This window comes from Novosphingobium sp. NFX11, from assembly GCF_057376415.1.
This window is the reverse complement of record NZ_CP080384.1, coordinates 401,526-421,463: the sequence shown is the minus strand read 5'-3', so window position 1 is coordinate 421,463 and position 19,938 is coordinate 401,526. Positions and strand designations below refer to the sequence as shown.

General features: G+C 62.9%; 24 protein-coding genes and 2 pseudogenes. 4 read left to right on the top strand and 22 right to left on the bottom strand.

What is annotated here, in order from left to right; genetic code table 11:
• Positions 1-6: 6 nt before the first annotated feature.
• The 14 genes and pseudogenes from rplE to rpsJ form a co-directional block, all read right to left on the bottom strand.
• Positions 7-588 carry a 50S ribosomal protein L5 gene (gene rplE / locus KZO24_RS02095; RefSeq protein WP_008828226.1) on the bottom strand — a complete coding sequence of 194 codons (582 nt, stop codon included), beginning with the start codon at positions 586-588 and terminating at the stop codon, positions 7-9.
• Entirely contained in the window at positions 581-898 is a 318-nt protein-coding gene (gene rplX / locus KZO24_RS02090) for a 50S ribosomal protein L24 (protein WP_271184624.1), read from the bottom strand. Before rplX ends, rplE begins: the two co-directional genes overlap by 8 nt.
• Entirely contained in the window at positions 898-1,266 is a 369-nt protein-coding gene (gene rplN / locus KZO24_RS02085) for a 50S ribosomal protein L14 (RefSeq protein ID WP_008828228.1), read from the bottom strand. Before rplN ends, rplX begins: the two co-directional genes overlap by 1 nt.
• A gap of 195 nt (positions 1,267-1,461) precedes the next feature.
• Positions 1,462-1,730: pseudogene (rpsQ, locus tag KZO24_RS02080) on the bottom strand (30S ribosomal protein S17).
• A gap of 11 nt (positions 1,731-1,741) precedes the next feature.
• The gene (rpmC, locus tag KZO24_RS02075) at positions 1,742-1,945 is read right to left on the bottom strand and encodes a 50S ribosomal protein L29 (protein WP_008828230.1); all 204 of its coding nucleotides are present in this window, start codon (positions 1,943-1,945) and stop codon (positions 1,742-1,744) included.
• Positions 1,945-2,379, bottom strand: a complete 435-nt coding sequence (gene rplP, locus KZO24_RS02070) for a 50S ribosomal protein L16 (protein WP_008828231.1) — start codon at positions 2,377-2,379, stop codon at positions 1,945-1,947. Before rplP ends, rpmC begins: the two co-directional genes overlap by 1 nt.
• 22 nt (positions 2,380-2,401) lie before the next feature.
• Positions 2,402-3,097: a 30S ribosomal protein S3 gene (gene rpsC / locus KZO24_RS02065; protein ID WP_008828232.1), complete on the bottom strand. Its 696-nt coding sequence runs from the start codon at positions 3,095-3,097 to the stop codon at positions 2,402-2,404.
• A 3-nt stretch (positions 3,098-3,100) separates the two neighbouring features.
• Positions 3,101-3,478, bottom strand: coding sequence for a 50S ribosomal protein L22 (rplV, locus tag KZO24_RS02060; protein ID WP_008828233.1), 378 nt, complete (start codon positions 3,476-3,478; stop codon positions 3,101-3,103).
• Positions 3,475-3,756 (bottom strand): 30S ribosomal protein S19, encoded by a 282-nt coding sequence (rpsS, locus tag KZO24_RS02055; RefSeq protein WP_008828234.1) that lies wholly within the window; start codon positions 3,754-3,756, stop codon positions 3,475-3,477. Before rpsS ends, rplV begins: the two co-directional genes overlap by 4 nt.
• A 6-nt stretch (positions 3,757-3,762) precedes the next feature.
• Positions 3,763-4,599 carry a 50S ribosomal protein L2 gene (rplB, locus tag KZO24_RS02050; RefSeq protein ID WP_008828235.1) on the bottom strand — a complete coding sequence of 279 codons (837 nt, stop codon included), beginning with the start codon at positions 4,597-4,599 and terminating at the stop codon, positions 3,763-3,765.
• A 6-nt stretch (positions 4,600-4,605) separates the two neighbouring features.
• A complete protein-coding gene (locus KZO24_RS02045; protein ID WP_008828236.1) occupies positions 4,606-4,914 on the bottom strand; it encodes a 50S ribosomal protein L23 in 309 nt (102 codons plus the stop codon).
• Positions 4,907-5,533, bottom strand: a complete 627-nt coding sequence (rplD, locus tag KZO24_RS02040) for a 50S ribosomal protein L4 (RefSeq protein WP_008828237.1) — start codon at positions 5,531-5,533, stop codon at positions 4,907-4,909. The genes KZO24_RS02045 and rplD overlap by 8 nt, the downstream gene beginning before the upstream one ends.
• 2 nt (positions 5,534-5,535) lie before the next feature.
• Positions 5,536-6,291 carry a 50S ribosomal protein L3 gene (gene rplC, locus KZO24_RS02035; RefSeq protein WP_008828238.1) on the bottom strand — a complete coding sequence of 252 codons (756 nt, stop codon included), beginning with the start codon at positions 6,289-6,291 and terminating at the stop codon, positions 5,536-5,538.
• A 334-nt stretch (positions 6,292-6,625) separates the two neighbouring features.
• Positions 6,626-6,937 (bottom strand): 30S ribosomal protein S10, encoded by a 312-nt coding sequence (rpsJ, locus tag KZO24_RS02030; protein WP_007011873.1) that lies wholly within the window; start codon positions 6,935-6,937, stop codon positions 6,626-6,628.
• A 213-nt stretch (positions 6,938-7,150) separates the two neighbouring features.
• On the opposite strand from rpsJ, the gene KZO24_RS02025 reads away from it, so the two are divergent.
• On the top strand, positions 7,151-7,651 hold the full coding sequence (locus KZO24_RS02025) for a hypothetical protein (RefSeq protein ID WP_271184623.1): 501 nt from the start codon (positions 7,151-7,153) through the stop codon (positions 7,649-7,651).
• 194 nt (positions 7,652-7,845) lie between these two features.
• Here the strand turns inward: KZO24_RS02025 and tuf are convergent, their stop codons facing one another.
• From tuf to KZO24_RS02000, 5 genes are all read right to left on the bottom strand, one after another.
• Positions 7,846-9,036 (bottom strand): elongation factor Tu, encoded by a 1,191-nt coding sequence (tuf, locus tag KZO24_RS02020; protein ID WP_008828240.1) that lies wholly within the window; start codon positions 9,034-9,036, stop codon positions 7,846-7,848.
• Between the two features lie 125 nt (positions 9,037-9,161).
• Entirely contained in the window at positions 9,162-11,246 is a 2,085-nt protein-coding gene (fusA, locus tag KZO24_RS02015; RefSeq protein ID WP_008828241.1) for an elongation factor G, read from the bottom strand.
• 117 nt (positions 11,247-11,363) lie between these two features.
• A complete protein-coding gene (gene rpsG / locus KZO24_RS02010; protein WP_008828242.1) occupies positions 11,364-11,834 on the bottom strand; it encodes a 30S ribosomal protein S7 in 471 nt (156 codons plus the stop codon).
• 185 nt (positions 11,835-12,019) lie between these two features.
• On the bottom strand, positions 12,020-12,391 hold the full coding sequence (rpsL, locus tag KZO24_RS02005; protein WP_007011879.1) for a 30S ribosomal protein S12: 372 nt from the start codon (positions 12,389-12,391) through the stop codon (positions 12,020-12,022).
• 499 nt (positions 12,392-12,890) lie between these two features.
• Positions 12,891-13,556, bottom strand: coding sequence for a hypothetical protein (locus KZO24_RS02000; protein ID WP_271184622.1), 666 nt, complete (start codon positions 13,554-13,556; stop codon positions 12,891-12,893).
• An 80-nt stretch (positions 13,557-13,636) separates the two neighbouring features.
• On the opposite strand from KZO24_RS02000, the gene KZO24_RS01995 reads away from it, so the two are divergent.
• Together KZO24_RS01995 and KZO24_RS01990 are read left to right on the top strand one after the other, a co-directional pair.
• Positions 13,637-14,458 carry a DUF7946 domain-containing protein gene (locus tag KZO24_RS01995; protein ID WP_370424442.1) on the top strand — a complete coding sequence of 274 codons (822 nt, stop codon included), beginning with the start codon at positions 13,637-13,639 and terminating at the stop codon, positions 14,456-14,458.
• A 329-nt stretch (positions 14,459-14,787) separates the two neighbouring features.
• Positions 14,788-15,393, top strand: a complete 606-nt coding sequence (locus KZO24_RS01990; RefSeq protein WP_271184620.1) for a hypothetical protein — start codon at positions 14,788-14,790, stop codon at positions 15,391-15,393.
• 89 nt (positions 15,394-15,482) lie between these two features.
• On the opposite strand, the gene KZO24_RS01985 is transcribed toward KZO24_RS01990, so the two are convergent.
• From KZO24_RS01985 to KZO24_RS01975, 3 genes are all read right to left on the bottom strand, one after another.
• On the bottom strand, positions 15,483-15,803 hold the full coding sequence (locus KZO24_RS01985; protein ID WP_486486765.1) for a hypothetical protein: 321 nt from the start codon (positions 15,801-15,803) through the stop codon (positions 15,483-15,485).
• A gap of 77 nt (positions 15,804-15,880) precedes the next feature.
• Positions 15,881-16,669, bottom strand: a complete 789-nt coding sequence (locus KZO24_RS01980; RefSeq protein WP_486487132.1) for an SRPBCC family protein — start codon at positions 16,667-16,669, stop codon at positions 15,881-15,883.
• Positions 16,591-17,307, bottom strand: a complete 717-nt coding sequence (locus tag KZO24_RS01975) for an aromatic ring-hydroxylating oxygenase subunit alpha (RefSeq protein ID WP_486486764.1) — start codon at positions 17,305-17,307, stop codon at positions 16,591-16,593. The genes KZO24_RS01980 and KZO24_RS01975 overlap by 79 nt, the downstream gene beginning before the upstream one ends.
• 248 nt (positions 17,308-17,555) lie before the next feature.
• Here KZO24_RS01975 and katG point away from each other — a divergent pair.
• Positions 17,556-19,836: pseudogene (katG, locus tag KZO24_RS01970) on the top strand (catalase/peroxidase HPI).
• The last annotated feature ends 102 nt before the right edge of the window (positions 19,837-19,938 follow it).

The window sequence follows — 19,938 nt, the reverse complement described above, 5'->3', positions numbered from 1 at the left end:
AGCGGCTCACGCCGCCTCCTGCTGTTCCGACTCTTCAGCCGGGAACGGGAAACCGAACAGACGCAGCAGCTCGCGCGCTTCGTCGTCGGTCTTCGCGGTGGTGGTCACGATGATGTCCATGCCACGAACCTTGTCGATCTTGTCGTAGCTGATCTCCGGGAAGATGATCTGCTCCTTCAGGCCCATGGCGTAGTTGCCACGGCCGTCGAACGACTTGGGGTTCAGGCCACGGAAGTCGCGGATGCGGGGCATCGCGATCGTGACGAGACGATCCAGGAACTCGTACATGCGCTCGCGGCGGAGCGTCACCTTGCAGCCGATCGGCATGCCTTCGCGCAGCTTGAACTGTGCGATCGACTTGCGGGCCTTGGTGATGACGGGCTTCTGACCGGCGATGAGTTCCATCTCGGCAGCGGCAGTCTGGACCTTCTTCTTGTCCTGGCTGGCTTCACCGACGCCCATGTTGAGCGTGATCTTCTCGATCTTCGGGATTTCCATCACGTTCTTGTAACCGAACTTCTCGGTCATCGCCTTCGCGATTTCAGCGTCGAACTTCGTGCGCAGACGCGGAGTGTACTGCTCAGCCATCGATCGTCTCCCCGGACTTCACGGCCACGCGGACCTTGACGCCGTCCTTGATTTCGAAGCGAACGCGGGTCGGCTTGCCGTCCTTGTCCGCAACGGCGATCTTGCTGATCGCCATCGGAGCGGGAACGCGGTCGATGCCACCCTGCGGGTTCTGCTGGGTCGGCTTGCGGTGCTTGGTAGCGACGTTCACGCCTTCAACCACGACCTTGCCGTCCTTCGGGATAACCTGAAGCACGGTGCCGGTGCGGCCCTTGTCCTTGCCGGACAGGACGACGACGGAGTCACCCTTCTTGATCTTAGCGGCGGCCATTACAGCACCTCCGGCGCGAGCGAGATGATCTTCATGAAGCCACGGCCGCGCAGTTCGCGCACCACGGGGCCGAAGATACGGGTGCCGATCGGCTCCTCGTTCTTGTTGATCAGCACGGCAGCATTGCTGTCGAAGCGGATCACGCTGCCGTCCGTGCGGCGCACGTCCTTGCGGGTGCGCACGATCACAGCACGGTGAACGTCGCCCTTCTTGACGCGAGCGCGGGGCTGCGCCTCCTTGATCGACACCACGATGATGTCGCCGACGCCGGCGAAACGACGCTTGGAGCCACCCAGTACCTTGATGCACTGGACGCGCTTCGCGCCGCTGTTGTCCGCCACGTCGAGATTGGATTGCATCTGGATCATCGATCCGAGTCCTTCTCATCTGGCTTGCCGGAACCAGTCCGGCAGTTCCTAAAAAGACAGGCCCCCGAAGAGGCCCGAGTCGCCCTGCGCGGGCGAAGGCGGCCCTTTGCCGCATTCACCCGCGAAGGTCAACACTTGTGTCAGGTAAGGCCAAAGCCGGGACTTTGCAGCCCCGGCTTCGATCTCAGCGGAGGATCAAACCTCGGCTTCGAGTGCCGTACCCTTGCTCGCCTGAAGACGGTCAAGAACCTTCCAGGTCTTGGTCTTCGAGTAAGGCGCCGTCTCCTCGATCCGGACTTTCTCGCCGGTCTTGAAGGCGTTGTCCTCGTCGTGGGCGTGGTACTTCTTCGAGCGGCGGATGATCTTCCCGTAGAGGGGTGCTTCACCTTGCGCTCGACGAGCACGGTCACGGTCTTGTCCGTCTTGTCGGAGACGATAGTCCCGCTAAGAATACGCTTGGGCATCGTGTTTCTCCTTACGCCTTCGCCGCGGCGGAACGCTCAGCCTGGAGCGTCTTGATGCGGGCGATGTCGCGACGGACTTCCTTGATGCGTGCCGGGGCTTCGAGCTGGCTCGTAGCAGCCTGGAAACGCAGGTTGAACTGCTCGCGCTTGAGATCGACGAGGTCAGCGGTCAGCTGGTCGTCGGTCTTGGCGCGAAGATCTTCGGTCTTGGCCATTATTCGCCTCCCAGGTGCGAGGTGTCACCGAGGCGGGCGACGACCTTGGTCTTGATCGGCAGCTTCATCGCGGCGCGGCTGAAAGCCTCGGCGGCGAGCTGGCCGGCAACACCGTCCACTTCGAACAGGATACGGCCGGGCTTGACGCGGGCCGCCCAGTATTCGACCGAACCCTTGCCCTTACCCTGACGGACTTCGGCAGGCTTCTTCGAAACCGGCACGTCCGGGAAGACGCGGATCCAGAGACGACCCTGGCGCTTGAGGTGACGCGTGATCGCGCGGCGGGCCGCTTCGATCTGGCGGGCGGTGATCCGCTCGGGCTCCATGGCCTTGAGGCCGTAGGAACCGAAGTTCAGGTCGGTGCCACCCTTGGCGTCGCCCTTGATCCGGCCCTTGAAGGCCTTGCGGAACTTGGTCTTTTTCGGTTGCAGCATGGTGCTAACTCTATCCTGAGACTCAGCGGGCCGGACGGACGCCGGAGGTCTGAGCCTCCATCATCAGTCGATCCTGCGCCATCGGGTCGTGACCAAGGATCTCGCCCTTGAAGACCCACACCTTGATGCCGATGATACCGTAGGCGGTCAGCGCCTCGGCAGCGGCATAGTCGATGTTCGCACGCAGCGTGTGAAGCGGAACGCGACCTTCGCGGTACTGCTCCAGACGGGCGATTTCAGCGCCGCCGAGACGGCCACCGCACATGATCTTGATGCCTTCGGCACCCAGACGCATGGCGGACTGCATCGCGCGCTTCATCGCACGGCGGAACGCCACGCGGCGGATCAGCTGGTCGGCGATACCCTGGGCGATCAGCTTGGCATCGACTTCCGGCTTGCGGATTTCGACGATGTTCAGCTTCACTTCGCTCGAGGTCATCGCGGCCAGCTGCTTGCGCAGCTTCTCGATGTCCGCGCCCTTCTTGCCGATGATGACACCGGGACGGGCAGCGAAGATCGAGATGCGGCACAGCTTGGCCGGACGCTCGATCACCACCTTCGAGATCGCAGCCTGCGGCAGGGTCTCGATGATGAACTTGCGGATCTTGAGGTCTTCCTCAAGCAGCTTGCCGTAGTCCCGGCCTTCGGCGAACCAACGGCTGTCCCAGGTACGGTTGATCTGCAGGCGCAGACCGATCGGATTGCTCTTATGACCCATGGATCAGGCCTCCTCGACTTCGCGAACGACGATCCGCAGGCGCGAAAACGGCTTCAGGATGCGCGTGGACTTGCCGCGGCCACGAGCGTGGAAACGCTTCATGGTCACCGACTTGCCGACCGACGCCTCGGCGACGACGAGAGCGTCGACGTCGAGGTTGTGGTTGTTTTCCGCGTTGGCGATCGCCGAGGCGAGAACCTTGCGGGCGTCGACCGCCATGGCCTTCTTGGAGAAGGCCAGGACGTTCATCGCGTCTTCCGCGCGCATGCCGCGGATCAGGGCGGCGACAAGGTTGAGCTTCTGGGCCGAACCACGAATGTTCGTGTTGACCGCAAGAGCTTCCTTGTCACCTACGCGGCGGGGTGCTGCTTGCTTGCTCACTTGCGCTTGCCCTTCTTGTCGGCGGCGTGGCCGGGGAACGAGCGGGTGGGAGCGAACTCACCCAGCTTGTGACCGACCATGTCCTCGTTGACCGCAACGGGAATGAACTTGTGCCCGTTGTACACCTGGAAGGTGAGACCAACGAACTGCGGGAGAATGGTGGAGCGACGCGACCAGGTCTTGATCGGACCAGCGCGGCTGCCGGCATCCTGCGCGACTTCGGCCTTCTTGAGAAGGTAGAGGTCGACGAAGGGGCCTTTCCAGACGGAACGTGCCATCGTGACTTACCTCTTCTTCTTGGCGTGACGCGAACGGATGATGAGCTTGTCCGTCTGCTTGTTGTTGCGGGTGCGGGCACCCTTGGTCGGCTTGCCCCAGGGCGTAACCGGGTGACGACCACCCGAGGTACGGCCTTCACCACCACCGTGCGGGTGGTCGACCGGGTTCTTGGCGACGCCGCGGGTAAGCGGACGACGGCCCAGCCAGCGACCGCGACCGGCCTTGGCGAGGGTCTGGTTCGAGTTGTCGGGGTTCGAGACCGCGCCAACCGTGCCCATGCAATCGCCGCGCAGGTAGCGCTGCTCGCCCGAGTTCAGGCGGACGATGACCATGCCGCGGTCACGACCGACGACCTGGACATAGGTCCCTGCCGAACGTGCGATCTGGCCGCCCTTTTCGGGCTTCATCTCGACGTTGTGGCAGATCGTGCCGACCGGCATCTGCGACAGAAGCATGGCGTTGCCCGGCTTCACGTCGGTCTTCTCGCCGGCGACGATGACGTCACCGACTGCCAGACGCTGCGGCGCGATGATGTAGGTCAGTTCGCCGTCCGTGTACTTCACCAGCGCGATGAACGCGGTGCGGTTGGGATCGTACTCGATCCGCTCCACGGTGGCTTCCATGTCCCACTTGCGACGCTTGAAGTCGATGAAGCGGTACTTCTGCTTGTGGCCGCCAGCGATGCCGCGCGAGGTCACGTGACCCTTGTTGTTGCGGCCGCCGGTCTTGCTCTTGCCTTCGGTCAGCGCCTTGAGGGGCTTGCCCTTCCAGAGCGACGACTTGTCGACGAGGACCAGGCCGCGGCGTGCGGGGCTGGTCGGGTTGTAATGCTTGAGTGCCATCGGAAATTAACCCCGCGCGCCTTCGGTGATGTCAATCGACTGGCCTTCGGCCAGCGTGACGATCGCCTTCTTCACGTCGCTGCGACGGTAAGCCTTACCGCGCCAGCGCTTGGTCTTGCCCTTGACGACGAGCGTGTTCACGCCGGTCACCTTGACATCGAAGATTGCCTCGACGGCAGCCTTGATCTCGGGCTTGGTCGCCTTGTCGGCCACCTTGAAGACGACTGCGTTCTGCTCGGAAAGCAGGGTCGACTTCTCGGTGATGTGCGGGGCGACGATCACGTCATAGTGACGAATGTCGACGGACTTAGCCATTGAAACGCGCCTCCAGCTTCTCGACAGCGGCGCGCGTCAGCACCAGCGTATCATGCTTCAGGATGTCGTAGACGTTCGCGCCGACAGCCGGGAGAACGTTCACGCCGACGATGTTGCGGGCCGCCAGGGCGAAGCCCTCGTTGACCTGATCGCCGTCCATGACGAGAACCTTCTTGCCGAAGTTCGCCTTGGCGAGCTGACCGGCCAGAGCCTTGGTCTTGGCGTCGGCGACGTCGAGCGAGTCGACGATCACGAGGCCGTTCTGAGCCTTGGCCGAGAGGGCCATCTTCAGACCGAGCGCACGGATCTTCTTGTTGAGCGAGATGTTGAACTCGCGGCGACGGGCACCGTGAGCCTTACCACCGCCGATGAACACCGGAGCAGCGCGGTCGCCGTGACGAGCGGTACCACCGCCCTTCTGGTTGCCGAACTTCTTGCCGGTGCGCGCGACTTCCGAACGCTCGCGGGTCGCACGGGCGATGCCGCGACGGTTCTCGAGCTGCCAGGTGACGACGCGGTGCAGGATGTCCGCGCGCGGCTCGAGGCCGAACACGTCGTCCGAAAGCTCGATGTCGCCGTTGGCGGTCGAACCGTCGATGTTGAGGACCTGAACCTTCATGATTAGCCCTCCTGGCCTTCGGTCGCTTCGGGCGCCGCGGTTTCAGCAGGCGTGTCGGCAGCGGCCGTGTCGTTGGTGTTGCCAACCGACTTGATGCCGGCGGGGTACGGAGCCTCGCCGTGACGGTCGACCTTGACGGCGTCCGCAACGGTCAGCCACGAGTTCTTCGCGCCCGGGACCGAGCCCTTGACGAAGATCAGGCCGCGCTCATCGTCCACGCGGACGACTTCGAGGTTCTGCTGGGTGCGCTGACGGTCGCCCATGTGGCCGGCCATCTTCTTGTTCTTGAACACCTTGCCCGGATCCTGACGGTTACCCGTCGAACCGTGCGCACGGTGCGAGATCGACACACCGTGGGTGGCGCGCATACCGCCGAAGCCCCAGCGCTTCATAGCGCCCTGGAAGCCCTTACCCTGGGTGTGGCCGCCCACGTCGACGAGCTGGCCCGGGACGAAGTGCGAAGCCGCAATCGTCGCGCCAACCTCGAGGAGGGCATCGTCGGCGACGCGGAATTCCGCGACGCGCATCTTGAGGGGAACCTGAGCCTTGGCGAAGTGTTCGCGCTGCGGCTTGGCAACGTTCTTCTGCTTCGCTTCGCCGGCACCGAGCTGAACGGCGACGTAGCCGTCACGTTCTTCGGTACGGACTGAGACGACCTGGCAATCCTCCAGCGCCAGGACGGTGACGGGCACGTGGCGACCGTCCTCCTGGAACAGGCGGGTCATCCCGACTTTCTTTGCGATCACGCCGGTACGCATGACCTTACTCCTTACAGAGGCGTACGCAGGACCATCCCCCGCACGCATGTCCAACCCTGTGTGTGATACGAACCCCGTCCGGGTCAGGTGCTCCCTGCAAGCCCCGAAGGACTGACGGAAGCGAGACGGGGGACGCATTCCCGAACGAAACCCGAAGGCGTCGCCGGAGGTATCCCTTGTGTCCCTTCGGGCTTTTCCCTCAGGGCGCTGTCTCTGCGGGTTTCTCCCCGCAAAGCCGGCTAGCGAAGCCGACAAGATAGTCCTCGATCTAGTTAGGGTCCGATCGGAAAGGACCATCGGGGCGACCTCTTCAGATCACCCCGTTAAACCGGCTTCAGGCCAGCTTGATCTCGACGTTCACGCCGGCCGCGAGGTCCAGCTTCATCAGCGCGTCAACGGTAGCGGCGTTCGGCTGCACGATATCAAGCAGACGCTTGTAGGTGCGGACTTCGAACTGCTCACGCGACTTCTTGTCGATGTGCGGACCACGGTTGACCGTGAACTTCTCGATCTTGGTCGGCAGCGGAATGGGGCCACGAATCAGAGCGCCGGTGCGGCGGGCCGTGTCAGCGATTTCGCCAGTAGCCTGGTCGAGCACGCGATGGTCAAACGCCTTCAGGCGGATACGGATGTTCTGAGCTTCCATTACCTACTACCGATGAGAAAGAGCCATAGGACACGAGGTCCCGTCAAATTCGAACCGCGCCCCTACACGTGAAGGGCGAGTCGGGCAAGCCCTGATTTTACGCGGATCGGCAGGTTTTCGGCGGCACGAAGCGCGGTTCGTCGCATCGGCCCTTCCCTGCGCCCGATGCACTCCCTAGGTTGGCATCGCGACGCCTAACAGAAGCCGCTGCCAATGCCCTCCACTACCACGACAATTTCCAGCGTGCTTGCCGCGCTGACCCTCGCTTGCCTTGCTTCCGCGCCCGCTGCCGCCGCAGGCTCTGCCTACGGCCCCACCGGAAGCGAAATTCCCATCGATCTCGACGACACCGACGTTCTCACGGCCCACGTCGACATACCCGACCCAAGGGGCGGCCCGATAGACGATGCCTGCCGCGACGCAGCCCGCGCCAGCAATGGAGGCAACGACGGCACGATCGTCGTCTGCTCCCACGGCGGCGACGGCTCCAGCGAGCGGGTTCCCGCATCGAAATCCGTCGACGAGAGCACGCGCACAGGGGCGCTGCATCCGCCGGACCTGTGGAACCTCCCGGGCTGCCTCGGCCCGTGCATCACCATACCATTCGGCAAAGTGCCGGAGCCCGTCTATTACATCGACCTGAAGTCCATTCCCGAGGCGCCCAAGGGGTCGGATGCGTGGAAGATCGCACGGGGCGAACTGCGGCAGCCCTGAGCCGCACCGTCTGAACGCCCTCCCCTTCCGTCATTGCGAGCGTAGCGAAGCAATCCAGGGCAGTGCTGCACCGCCCTGGATTGCTTCGCTACGCTCGCAATGACGAGACGAAGCATCCCATAAACGCGAAAAGCCCGGCGTCTCTTTCGAGACGCCGGGCCAATCACTTCAGCCGTTGTTGGCCGATCGACGAATTACTTCGTGATCGAGGCAACGACGCCCGAGCCGACGGTGCGGCCGCCTTCGCGGATTGCGAAGCGCAGACCTTCGTCCATGGCGATCGGAGCGATCAGCTTGACCGACAGCGAGACGTTGTCGCCCGGCATGACCATCTCGGTGCCCTCGGGGAGGATCACTTCGCCGGTCACGTCGGTGGTGCGGAAGTAGAACTGCGGACGGTAGTTCGCGAAGAACGGGGTGTGACGACCGCCTTCGTCCTTCGACAGAACGTAGACTTCTGCCGAGAACTCGGTGTGCGGGGTCACGGTGCCCGGCTTGGCCAGAACCTGGCCGCGCTCGACGTCTTCACGCTTCAGACCGCGAACCAGTGCACCGATGTTGTCGCCGGCTTCACCCTGGTCGAGCAGCTTGCGGAACATTTCGACGCCGGTGACGGTGGTCTTCTGGGTGTTGCGGATGCCGACGACTTCGACTTCCTCACCAACCTTGACGATGCCGGTCTCGACGCGGCCGGTCACAACCGTACCACGGCCCGAGATCGAGAACACGTCTTCGACGGGCATCAGGAAGGGCTTGTCGGTCGGGCGGGGCGGCTGCGGGATGAAGTCGTCGACGGCCTTCATCAGCTCAAGGATCGATTCCTTGCCGATGTTGTCGTCGCGGCCTTCGAGAGCGGCCAGAGCCGAACCCTTGACGACGGGGATGTTGTCGCCGTCGAAGTCGTACGACGAGAGCAGTTCGCGAACTTCGAGTTCGACCAGCTCAAGCAGTTCTTCGTCGTCGACCTGGTCGACCTTGTTCATGTACACGACCAGCTGCGGCACGCCGACCTGGCGAGCGAGCAGGATGTGCTCGCGGGTCTGCGGCATCGGGCCGTCAGCAGCGTTCACGACGAGGATCGCGCCGTCCATCTGGGCGGCACCGGTGATCATGTTCTTGACGTAGTCAGCGTGACCCGGGCAGTCGACGTGCGCGTAGTGGCGGGCGTCGGTCTCGTACTCGACGTGGGCGGTCGAGATGGTGATGCCGCGCTCGCGCTCTTCCGGAGCCTTGTCGATGTTGGCGAAGTCGACGGCGGTGCCGCCGAACGCTTCAGCCATCACCTTGGTGATCGCAGCGGTCAGCGTGGTCTTGCCGTGGTCGACGTGACCGATGGTGCCGATGTTGCAGTGCGGCTTGTTCCGCTCAAATTTAGCCTTGGCCATCTTTCAAACCTTCTTTCGTCTTGATTTCAGATCTGCGGGGTATCGGAGCGGAGCCCGCGGATGCAGGCGCCGCCCCTATAACCAATCCTGCCGTCAGGCAAGAGTATGCTTGATCCCGCCCGCCCTTAGGCGAGCTTCTCCTTGACTTCGGCCGCGACGTTCGCCGGGACTTCGTCATAGTGGGAGAAGATCATCGAGTAGTTCGCGCGGCCCTGGGTGAAGGAGCGCAGCGAGTTCACGTAGCCGAACATGTTCGCGAGCGGCGTGTTCGCCTCCACGACCTGTGCGTTACCACGGCTGTCGGTGCCCTGGATCTGGCCACGACGCGAGTTGAGGTCGCCGATGACGTCGCCCATGAACTCTTCCGGGGTCACGACCTCGACCTTCATGATCGGCTCAAGCAGCTTGATGCCGGCCTTCTGGGCGACTTCACGCATGGCACCGCGACCGGCGATTTCGAACGCCAGGGCGCTCGAGTCGACGTCGTGGTACGAACCGTCGTAAAGGACGATTTCGAAGTCGATGATCGGGAAGCCGACCAGCGAGCCCGAGGCAGCGGTTTCGCGCATGCCCTTTTCGATCGCGGGGATATATTCCTTCGGAATGTTACCGCCCTTGATCTCGTCCTTGAAGGTGATGCCCGCACCGCGCTCGCCCGGCGTGACCTTGACCTTCACGCGGCCGAACTGACCCGTACCGCCCGACTGCTTCTTGTGGGTGTAATCCACGTCCACAGCCTTGCCGAGGTATTCGCGGTAAGCCACCTGCGGCGCACCGACGTTCGCCTCAACCTTGAACTCGCGACGCATACGGTCGACGATGATGTCCAGGTGAAGTTCGCCCATGCCCTTGATGATGGTCTGGCCCGACTCGTGGTCGGTCGAGACGCGGAACGAGGGATCCTCGGCCGAGAGACGGTTGAGCGCGATGCCCATCTTCTCCTGGTCGGCCTTGGTCTTGGGCTCCACCGACAGCTCGATGACCGGCTCGGGGAATTCCATGCGTTCGAGAACGATCGGCGCGCGTTCGGCGCAGAGCGTGTCGCCCGTGGTGGTTTCCTTCATGCCGGCAAGAGCAACGATGTCGCCCGCGAAGGCCTCGTCGATGTCCTTACGCTCGTTGGCGTGCATCTCGAGGATACGGCCGACCTTTTCCTTCTTCTGCTTCACCGAGTTCAGGTACGTGCCCTTCGAGAGCGTACCCGAATAGATGCGAGCGAAGGTGAGCGAGCCCACGAACGGGTCGTTCATGACCTTGAACGCGAGAGCCGAGAACGGCGCGTCGTCGGCCGGCGGGCGGCTGTCAGGCTCGTCGCTGTCGACCTTGACGCCTTGGACGTCTTCGATGTCGAGCGGCGAAGGCAGGTAATCGACGACGGCGTCGAGCAGGGGCTGAACGCCCTTGTTCTTGAACGCCGAACCGCAGACGACCGGCACGAACGCATGGCCCAGCGTACCCTTGCGGATCAGCTTCTTGAGCGTCGCGACGTCGGGCTCGTTGCCTTCGAGGTACGCTTCCATCGCCTCGTCGTCCTGCTCGACGGCGAGTTCGATGAGCTTCATGCGGTACTCGGCGGCTTCGTCAGCCAGCTCGGCCGGAATCTCTTCGTAGAAGAATTCGGCACCAAGCGACTCGTCCTTCCAGACGATCGCGCGGTTGTGCACCAAGTCAACGAGACCCTTGAGGTCGGCTTCCAGACCAATAGGAATGTAAAGCACGGCCGGAGTAGCACCAAGACGATCGATGATCGACTGGACGCAATACTTGAAGTTCGCGCCGGTACGGTCCAACTTATTGATGAAGCACATGCGGGGGACGCCGTACTTGTCGGCCTGGCGCCATACGGTTTCCGACTGCGGCTCCACGCCGGCAACGCCGTCGAAGCATGCCACCGCACCGTCGAGCACGCGCAGCGAGCGTTCGACTTCGATGGTGAAGTCGACGTGGCCCGGGGTGTCGATGATGTTGATGCGGTATTCCTGGCCCTCTGCGGTCCAGAAGCAGGTGGTGGCAGCCGAGGTGATCGTGATGCCGCGTTCCTGCTCCTGCTCCATCCAGTCCATGGTCGCAGCGCCGTCGTGGACTTCGCCGATCTTGTAGGACTTGCCGGTGTAGTAGAGGATGCGCTCGGTCGTCGTGGTCTTGCCAGCGTCGATGTGCGCCATGATACCGATGTTACGGTACATATTCAGCGGATGGCTGCGTGCCATGGGAGAATCCTTAGCGAGGGTTTCGGGAGCGAGAGCGGCCTTCAGATAGACCCTCGCCCCCTGAAATAAAAGTGTGACGCCCGAATGACCAACTCATCCGGGCGCACACTCAGCACATTACCAGCGGTAGTGCGAGAAGGCGCGGTTCGCGTCCGCCATGCGGTGCGTGTCTTCGCGCTTCTTGACCGCGTTGCCGCGGTTGTTCGAGGCGTCCAGCAGCTCGCCCGAGAGGCGTGCCGACATGGTGGTCTCGGGACGGTTGCGCGCGGCGGTGATCAGCCAGCGGATGGCGAGAGCCTGCGCACGCTCGGGACGAACCTCGACGGGGACCTGGTAGGTCGCACCGCCGACGCGGCGCGAACGCACTTCGATCTGCGGCGCGACGTTGTTGAGGGCGTCGTGGAACAGCTGGATCGGGTCCGACTTGGCGCGGGTTTCCATGGTTTCCATGGCACCGTAGACGATCGCTTCGGCGACCGACTTCTTGCCGTCGTACATGAGGTTGTTCATGAACTTGGACAGGATGAGATCCCCGAACTTGGGATCAGGCAGGATTTCCCGCTTCTCGGGACGACGACGACGTGACATTTTTTAAACTCCAAATGGTCCGGAGCGTAGCGGAGGTCTTCAGACGTCATCCCGGACTTGATCCGGGACCGCTGGCCTCACTGGGCGCTCGGTAAGTGTTAGTACTTCAAGGCCGCTTCTAGGCTGCCAGCGGTCCCAGCCTGCGCTGGGATGACGGGTGCCCCGCCGCGAGCCTTGTGAGTGGCTTACTTCGGACGCTTGGCGCCGTACTTCGAGCGGCTCTGCTTGCGATCCTTGACGCCCTGGGTGTCGAGCACGCCGCGCAGGATGTGGTAGCGAACGCCGGGAAGATCGCGGACGCGGCCGCCGCGGATGAGCACGACCGAGTGCTCCTGCAGGTTGTGGCCTTCACCCGGGATGTACGAAATGACTTCGCGGCTGTTGGTCAGGCGCACCTTGGCGACCTTGCGAAGTGCCGAGTTCGGCTTCTTCGGGGTGGTCGTGTAGACGCGGGTGCAGACGCCGCGCTTCTGCGGGTTCTGCTCCATCGCAGGAACCTTGGACTTGGCCTTCTGCGGTTCGCGGCCCTTGCGGACCAGCTGGTTGATAGTGGGCATCTATACTCTTCTTTCAAATGGGAGTGCGATGGATCGACACCGAAACCATCGGTATCGACCCGTCGCACCCCGGTGGTCACCGGGCCGGGAGGGCCACAACTGCGATGACGGGAGAAGAGTAGACGATCACGCGATGCAGGAAGGAAACCGCGAGGCCGTCATCCCAGCGCCAAGAAAACTTGGGGGACTGGGACCGCCATCGGTTTGCCCTGCCCCCTCGTTCAAACGAGGAAGGCCGCACCCGTGAGCCGAAAAACACTCCACCCGGCCGCCGATGAGCGCTGCCGGATTACTTTGCCGCCCGCCCGAGGGATGCACCCTCACCCGATTCGGGTGAAGAGAGCGATCCGTGTCTCCCCGCTTGGCCGAGGCCCGAAAGCCACGGAAAAACTGCGAGAAACGCGCCGGAACGGCAATGTTCAGCTCTGTATATCCACCGCGAGCAAGCCCGCGAGGGATGCGCGCCTTTAGGGGATTGGGGGGATGGGGTCAAGAACAGCTATTTGTGCCGCAATAAGGTCTGGGAATTCGCGGACGGTTCGAGCGCATGAGCCGCTGGCGCACGATCGCGCTTATCAACATCCTTAATGATCCGCTGCTTTTGAAATCCAAGGCTAATTCCACCAGCATGTTCAATCATCAAAAATGACGACGCAGCCATCAAGGCAGCGACCAAGGACCATTTGGTGAAGGTGAATATAAACTCACCCCTTTTAACTCGCTTCCACTCCGCCTTTAGCAGCAACTTAGCCTCCGTAAGAACAACCGCCTCTAGAGGGCGCACCCGATCACCCCCAAAACGCTCTCCGCTCGAAAGAAGCGAAACGAGATCATGCATTGCGGAAAGCACTTTCTGCGATTGAGATTCAGATGCGTTCAATCGTAGTGAAATTAAAAATGATGATTCGTTCAATTTTGAATACAACGGAGAAATTATTTTCTGTAATTCATCGATATTTTTTTCATTACCTTGAAAGGCGTCAACTATTTGGTTAGACGATACGAGGAAATTGACCACTTCTGAACGGAGACTATTGACCCATTCCTGACGAAAGTCGGAAATTTTGGATTCCTTGCTGATAATTAGTCCCATTAAAGACACCAAGCCGGCGATAACCGCCGCGCCAATTGCACCAACCGACAAGTCACCCATCGTTTCACCCATCGCCTAAGCAGGAACCTGCGCGTACCAATCCTTGACAAACCCCGCTAATTTTCCTCTTTCGCTCCATAAGGGGGCATAAGATGGCTTTAGTTCAAGTACCATTTCAGCTTCATATGACTGGCGATCTCGCAGAAAAGCATCAATTTGAAGCTTATGACGGCTACACCGGCTTAGCAGGCTTTGCCAGAACCCTTTCCTTAGTCGCCAACTATGTTGAAACAGGAAAAATCCGACAACGCGGCGACTTTGAAGGGCGCCATTCAATAGTCGCAAACCCAATGCGCGAAGGAAGCTTAATAGCCGACTTTGCCGCTATTATTGAGAGCACGCCATTTGCTTCAATTGGGGCGGCCGCAGCTGGAATTTCAGCTGCCGAACTCCTGCGCCGATTAACAGATAGGGTGTTTAAGCAAAATCTCGGACAAGACGTCGACGAAACAGATCTTGAACATTTCGGGCGCGCACGGAGAGGCGACGTAGAAACCCTAGTCGCTATTACGGAAGCCCCAATCCGGCAAACACACCACCTGGTCAACGCCAGAGTACAAAATATAAACGTGATTTCAGGCGTAAATTTGATTAACAAATTAAACGAAGGCACAAAACAATACGTAATGAGCGACTATAAGGACGATAGCGTCACTTGCAAAGATGTGACTATATCGTCGTTCAACGCCAACTCTGGATATGGAAGCCTGTTTGACTTCGACCTAGGCCGCACCGTAGCATTCACCATGAGCCGAGAAAATTTGGCGAAATACAAGCACGTATTCTCATGGGGATTAGATCAATATTCAAATGAAACCCGTCGAAGGGTAAACGTTTGCTTCAGCAGAACACTTTGGATGGATGAACGCGCCAAACGCTACCAGATAGTGAAAGCATCGAAACCTGCTGATTGATGCTATTACCGATTAGCATCACAAACCATTTTCCTACACACCCCGGCCCGCGATACATAGGTCCGCCATGAGGGGCATCCACTCCAACACCCCATGGAGTTCCACGCCTTATGACGGACCGATCCTCCACGCCCCCGGCACATGCTCGACGCCGGCGCGGCGGTAAATCCTTTGCGGCTTCGCGGCTTCGCGTGAAATCTTCTGACGATACCGCGCCCGGCGGTGAGGCCGGGCGATCTCGTGCGCGGTCTTCCCCCTCCACCACCGACTGCGTCGGCGGTCCCCCTCCCCGAGACAAGCTCGGGGAGGAACGTGTGGGGTGCCGGTCGGTGCGGCCTTCGCGGCGCACTTCGGCCATGGCCTTCTTCGAGGACTTGCCCGAGGCGGACGATCCGCTGCTCGGCTTCGCGCCCTATCTGCACAGCCGTCCGCGCCGCAACTCGATCACGCCCGACCGGCAGCGCATGTTCATCGCCGCGCTCGCCGCCAGCGGGATCGTCACGCAGGCGGCCCGCGCGATCGGGGCGAGCCTCGAGGCGCTCTACAAGCTGCGGCTGATGAAGGGCGCCGAAGGGTTCTCGGCCGCTTGGGACAAGGCGGTCGACCGGGGCATGCTGCGGCTGCAGGACTGCGCGCTCGAACGCGCGATCCTGGGCGAGGAACGCCCGGTGGCGAGCCAGGGCAAGGTGGTCGCCACATATACCCGCCACGACACCGCGCTCATGCTGTTCCTGCTGCGCCAGCGCATGCCGGAGCGCTACGCCGCGCCGCCTACGCAGGACGCGCGGCCGGGCTCGGCGCTCTACGAGCGGGTCCGGCGCGACATCGAGGCGCAGATGCCCACCGTGGAAGAGACGCGCGCGGTGATCGACGCCAAGCTGGAGCAGCTGCGCCGTACCATCGAGGCACGGCGCACGCGGGAAGAGGACGACTGAGCCGCCTCAGCGGCGGCCGCGGCCCGGTCGGCGGCCGTCGCCGCGTCCGCCGCCATCATGATCGCCGCCGCCGCGCCACATCGGCATCTTCATGCCCTGCTGCGGGCGCATCTCGCCCCGGAACGGCTGGTAGTTGTGCTGGCCCTGAGGGGTGCGCGCATGATGTGGTTGCGGTCGCCCCGGCGGTAGCGGTGGTCGCGGTCGTTGTTGCGGTAGTAGAAGTAGTCGTCGCTGCCCCAGTAGCCGTCGTGGATCGGGCCGTAGTACCCGTCGTAATAGCCGTCATAGGCATAAGGCGTGCCCCAGCCGACCGAGCTGTAGCCATAGCCGCCGCCATAGCCGTCCGTGGCGCAGGCGCTGAGCGCCACGGTGGAACCGGCAAGGGCCAGGGCGAGAATCTTCGTGTTCATGGACGAGCCTTTCGAGGAGGCGCGTCAAAAATGGACGGCGCGCCCGTTAACCCTCGTAAAACTCCCGAGTATGCAGCTCAGTTCCGGGGCCAGACGTCCAGCTTGGTCGGCGCCCCTCGCCCGCCCATGAAGTTCGCCAGGTTGCGGTGGAGGTTGATGACCTTCTGCTCCTGGTGCGGGTTGGGCAAGGGTCCGCGAAAGCCGCTGGACTTCATGCCCTTCTGCACGAACTGCATGTTGGAGAAGTCCTGCGCCAACACCGATCCCCAGTTCTCGCCGATGGGGTCGGCATAGGTCCACTCGGTCTGCGGCGCCTCCCCTTCCGGGAAGCGTTCGAGGGCGTAGCTTTCGAACACGCACTTGTCCGGGTCATCCTTGTAGGGGCGCACGCGGTAGCACAGCGCGAAGGTCTCGCCGTGGAGGATGTTCTGGTTGGGGAACAGGCCCCAGGCGAGGCCGCCTTCCTTCTTGATCTCGGGCGGAACCTCGGGCCAGATCACCCCGCGCGCGGCGTCGTCGGCCTTGGCGGATTTCAGCCAGTGGGCGATGCATTCCTGCGGGGTGGCGTCCTCCGGAAGCTCGATCTGGAGGCGAGCGGCGGCGTTCACCAGCGTCTCGGTGGAGGCGGAGTAGTTCACCGTCTCGTAGTTCTCGCGGATCAGCTCGTAGGTGGAAACGCGCGGGTCGTCGCCCTTGCCGGCGCGGGTGGTGCCGGCGCTCTCGCTCATCTCGAACTTGGCATCGCGCGTGTCGTAGCTGGAGACCGAGTGCAGCCCGTACTGGCGGCTCAGCGCATAGTAATCGCCATAGGCCAGCAGCTGGGTATGCGTGCCCGCGACGTGGTAGGGTTCGAGGAACGCCTCGATCGCAGTCTTCCAGTTGCAGTCGTAGATCGCCCACTGGCGCCACTTGTAGTGCATCTTCTCCAGCTGGAAGTGACCGAGGATTTCCCCGCACGGCCCATCCACTCGGCCAGCGGCACGGCGTCGGGGTCCATCGTGATGTAGATGTAGCCGCCCCAGGTATCGACCTGGACTTCGGACAGGCAGGTCATCTCTGCCGTCAGCTTGTTCTGCCAGTCCTGCGGATCGAGGATGTAGGTGTTCTGCCCCTCGAGGTCGAAGGTCCAGCCGTGGAAGCCGCAGATGAAGTTGCGCCGGTTCGAGCCCCGGACATCATGGACCTTTCCCGGCAGCATGTCCGGCACCGACACGAGCTGGCGCCCCCGGTGCGGGCAGACGTTGTGGAAGGCCTTCAGCGAACCGTCGTCCTTGCGCAGCACGATCACGGATTCGTCGGCGACGTCGTAAGTCAGCCAGTCGCCGGGGTTCGGCAGGTCGCTCTCGCGCTCGACCATCTGCCAGACCTTGGGCCACAGCAGCGTCTTCTCCGCCGCAAGGTAGTCCTTCGAGAGAAACGCCTCGGTCGGATAAGTGGCGAGCACTTCGGCGTCCATGTCCGCTGCGGTCAGACGGCTGGGCTCGTAAGCCTCCGGTTCGGTCACGCGGTCTCTCCCATGCGCGCTATTCAACAGGATTGTCTATTAGGCCAGCTCGCCTCGCGTTTCCAGAGCCGCCCGCGCGCAACGCCCCGGCGATGGAGCGGCAACAAATCGCGCAGCTCGCTTAACCTTTCGATTTTGATCGCCCTGCCCGATCACTCTCATCGACGAAGCGCACTAACGGTCCCGTCCCTCGGGGCGTACCCTCTGGCCGCCCTTGCAAGGGCCAAAGCAACAGGAGGAGAGAGGCCATGAACACCCCTGGAAACCGCATGCTCGCGCTGATGCTCGGCGCCGCGTGCTGCGCGCTCGCAGCGCCCGCGTCGGCCGCCGAACAGGCCAAGCCGAACAAGGCCGCGACCGAGGCGGAGACGGTCACCGAACAGCCCGCCCCTCCCGCCGGCACCAAGCCCGGCGGCATGTCCAACAAGGACTGGTGGCCCAGCACCCTCGACCTCACCGCGCTGCGCCAGCACGAGGCGCAGTCCAACCCCTACGGTGCCGATTACGACTATGCGAAGGAGTTCGCCACGCTCGACCTCGACGCGGTCAAGGCGGACATCCGCAAGGTGCTGACCACCTCGCAATCGTGGTGGCCCGCCGACTACGGACACTACGGCCCGTTCTTCATCCGCATGGCCTGGCACAGCGCGGGCACCTACCGCGTCGGCGACGGGCGCGGCGGTTCGGACGGCGGCGAACAACGCTTCGAGCCGCTGAATTCGTGGCCCGACAACGTCAGTCTCGACAAGGCCCGCCGCCTCGTCTGGCCGATCAAGCAGAAGTACGGCCGCAAGCTGTCATGGGGCGACCTCATGGTGCTGACCGGCAACGTCGCGCTGGAGGACATGGGCTTCAAGACCATCGGCTTCGCGGGCGGCCGCATCGACGCATGGCAGCCGGACCTTGTGTTCTGGGGGCCGGAAACCAAGATGATGACCGACAAGCGCCGCGACGCGAAGGGCAACCTCAAAGGCCCGCTCGCCGCGACGCAGATGGGCCTCATCTACGTCAACCCGGAAGGCCCGAACGGCAACCACGATCCGATCTCCGCCGCCGCCGACATCCGCCGCGCCTTCGGCAACATGGCGATGAACGACGAGGAGACGCTGGCGCTGATCGCGGGCGGCCACACCTTCGGCAAGGCCCACGGCGCGCATGATCCGAACAAGTGCATGGGCGCCGATCCCTCCTCCGCCGGGACCGAGAAGCAGGGCCTGGGCTGGGAGAACACGTGCGGCAAGGGCAATGCCGAGGATGCCATCACCAGCGGCCTCGAAGGGGCGTGGTCGGCGAGATCCGATCAAGTTCACCTCGCAGTACCTCGACAACCTGCTCGGAATGGAGTGGGTTAAGACCAAGAGCCCGGCGGGCGCGACGCAGTGGATTCCCACCGACCCGGCGGCCGCCAACATGGTCCCCGACGCGCACATCAAGGGCAAGACCCACGCGCCGATCATGTTCACCACCGACATCGCGATCAAGCAGGACCCCGAATTCCTCAAGATCGCGCAGCGCTGGCACGAGAATCCCGAGGAATTCGCGCAGGCCTTCGCCCGCGCGTGGTTCAAGCTGACGCACCGCGACCTCGGCCCGCAGGCGCGCTATCTGGGCAAGGACGTTCCGAACCAGACGTTCTCGTGGCAGGATCCGCTGCCGCAGGCGAGCTTCGCACCCCTGGGCGAAGCGGACCAGAGCGCGCTGAAAGCCAAGGTGCTCGCCTCCGGCCTGACGACGCCCGAACTGGTGCGCACGGCCTGGGCCTCGGCTTCGACCTTCCGGGGCACCGACATGCGCGGCGGCGCCAATGGCGCGCGCCTGCGGCTGGACCCGCAGCGCGGCTGGGCGGTCAACGATCCGGCCGAACTGGCCAAGGTGCTGGCGAAGCTGACGGCGGTGCAGGCCGACTTCGCGAAGTCCGGAAAAGCGGTGTCGATGGCCGACCTCATCGTACTGGCAGGCAATGCCGGTGTCGAACAGGCGGCGAGCAAGGCGGGGTATCCGGTAACGGTGCCCTTCACGCCGGGCCGCGTCGATGCGGCGCAGGACCAGACCGACGTGGCCTCCTTCGCGTACCTCGAACCCAAGGCCGACGGTTTCCGCAACTTCTACACGGCGGACTACCGGCTCGACCCGGCCGCCGCGCTGGTCGACAAGGCCGACGCCCTGAACCTGACGGTGCCGGAGATGACGGTGCTGGTGGGCGGCATGCGCGCGCTGGGCGCCAATGCGGGCAAGTCGAGCGCGGGGGTCTTCACCACGACGCCCGGCAGTCTCGACAATGCCTTCTTCGTCAACCTGCTGTCGATGGACACGGTCTGGTCGAAGAGTGCGGCGCCGGGGCTCTATGATGGCAAGGACCGCAAGACCGGCAAGCTGCGCTGGACGGCGAGCCCGGTGGACCTGGCGTTCGGGTCGAATTCGGAACTGCGGGCGGTGTCTGAGGTCTACGCCTCGGACGACGCGAAGCAGAAGTTCGTGGATGACTTCGTCGCGGCCTGGGCGAAAGTGATGAACGCCGACCGGTTCTGACCCTAAATCCTCCCTGTCGCGAAGCGATGGGGAGGTGGCAGTCGCGCCGCGACTGACGGAGGGGAACCCGCGCGCCTTCGCCCCCTCCACCACCGCTTCGCG

Coding starts and splice junctions, on each gene's coding strand:
- fusA (WP_008828241.1), bottom strand. CDS start 11,246: ATGGCACGCAGCCATCCGCTGAATATGTACCGTAACATCGGTATCATG.
- rplB (WP_008828235.1), bottom strand. CDS start 4,599: ATGGCACTCAAGCATTACAACCCGACCAGCCCCGCACGCCGCGGCCTG.
- KZO24_RS01985 (WP_486486765.1), bottom strand. CDS start 15,803: ATGAACACGAAGATTCTCGCCCTGGCCCTTGCCGGTTCCACCGTGGCG.
- KZO24_RS02000 (WP_271184622.1), bottom strand. CDS start 13,556: ATGGGTGAAACGATGGGTGACTTGTCGGTTGGTGCAATTGGCGCGGCG.
- rpsC (WP_008828232.1), bottom strand. CDS start 3,097: ATGGGTCATAAGAGCAATCCGATCGGTCTGCGCCTGCAGATCAACCGT.
- rpsS (WP_008828234.1), bottom strand. CDS start 3,756: ATGGCACGTTCCGTCTGGAAAGGCCCCTTCGTCGACCTCTACCTTCTC.
- KZO24_RS01995 (WP_370424442.1), top strand. CDS start 13,637: ATGGCTTTAGTTCAAGTACCATTTCAGCTTCATATGACTGGCGATCTC.
- rplP (WP_008828231.1), bottom strand. CDS start 2,379: ATGCTGCAACCGAAAAAGACCAAGTTCCGCAAGGCCTTCAAGGGCCGG.
- rplE (WP_008828226.1), bottom strand. CDS start 588: ATGGCTGAGCAGTACACTCCGCGTCTGCGCACGAAGTTCGACGCTGAA.
- rplX (WP_271184624.1), bottom strand. CDS start 898: ATGGCCGCCGCTAAGATCAAGAAGGGTGACTCCGTCGTCGTCCTGTCC.
- rpmC (WP_008828230.1), bottom strand. CDS start 1,945: ATGGCCAAGACCGAAGATCTTCGCGCCAAGACCGACGACCAGCTGACC.
- rpsG (WP_008828242.1), bottom strand. CDS start 11,834: ATGTCACGTCGTCGTCGTCCCGAGAAGCGGGAAATCCTGCCTGATCCC.
- rpsJ (WP_007011873.1), bottom strand. CDS start 6,937: ATGGAAGCTCAGAACATCCGTATCCGCCTGAAGGCGTTTGACCATCGC.
- KZO24_RS02025 (WP_271184623.1), top strand. CDS start 7,151: ATGCCCTCCACTACCACGACAATTTCCAGCGTGCTTGCCGCGCTGACC.
- rpsL (WP_007011879.1), bottom strand. CDS start 12,391: ATGCCCACTATCAACCAGCTGGTCCGCAAGGGCCGCGAACCGCAGAAG.
- rplD (WP_008828237.1), bottom strand. CDS start 5,533: ATGAAGGTTCAGGTCCTCAACATCGACGGTTCGACCGCCAACGGCGAC.
- tuf (WP_008828240.1), bottom strand. CDS start 9,036: ATGGCCAAGGCTAAATTTGAGCGGAACAAGCCGCACTGCAACATCGGC.
- rplC (WP_008828238.1), bottom strand. CDS start 6,291: ATGCGTACCGGCGTGATCGCAAAGAAAGTCGGGATGACCCGCCTGTTC.
- KZO24_RS02045 (WP_008828236.1), bottom strand. CDS start 4,914: ATGGCTAAGTCCGTCGACATTCGTCACTATGACGTGATCGTCGCCCCG.
- rplN (WP_008828228.1), bottom strand. CDS start 1,266: ATGATCCAGATGCAATCCAATCTCGACGTGGCGGACAACAGCGGCGCG.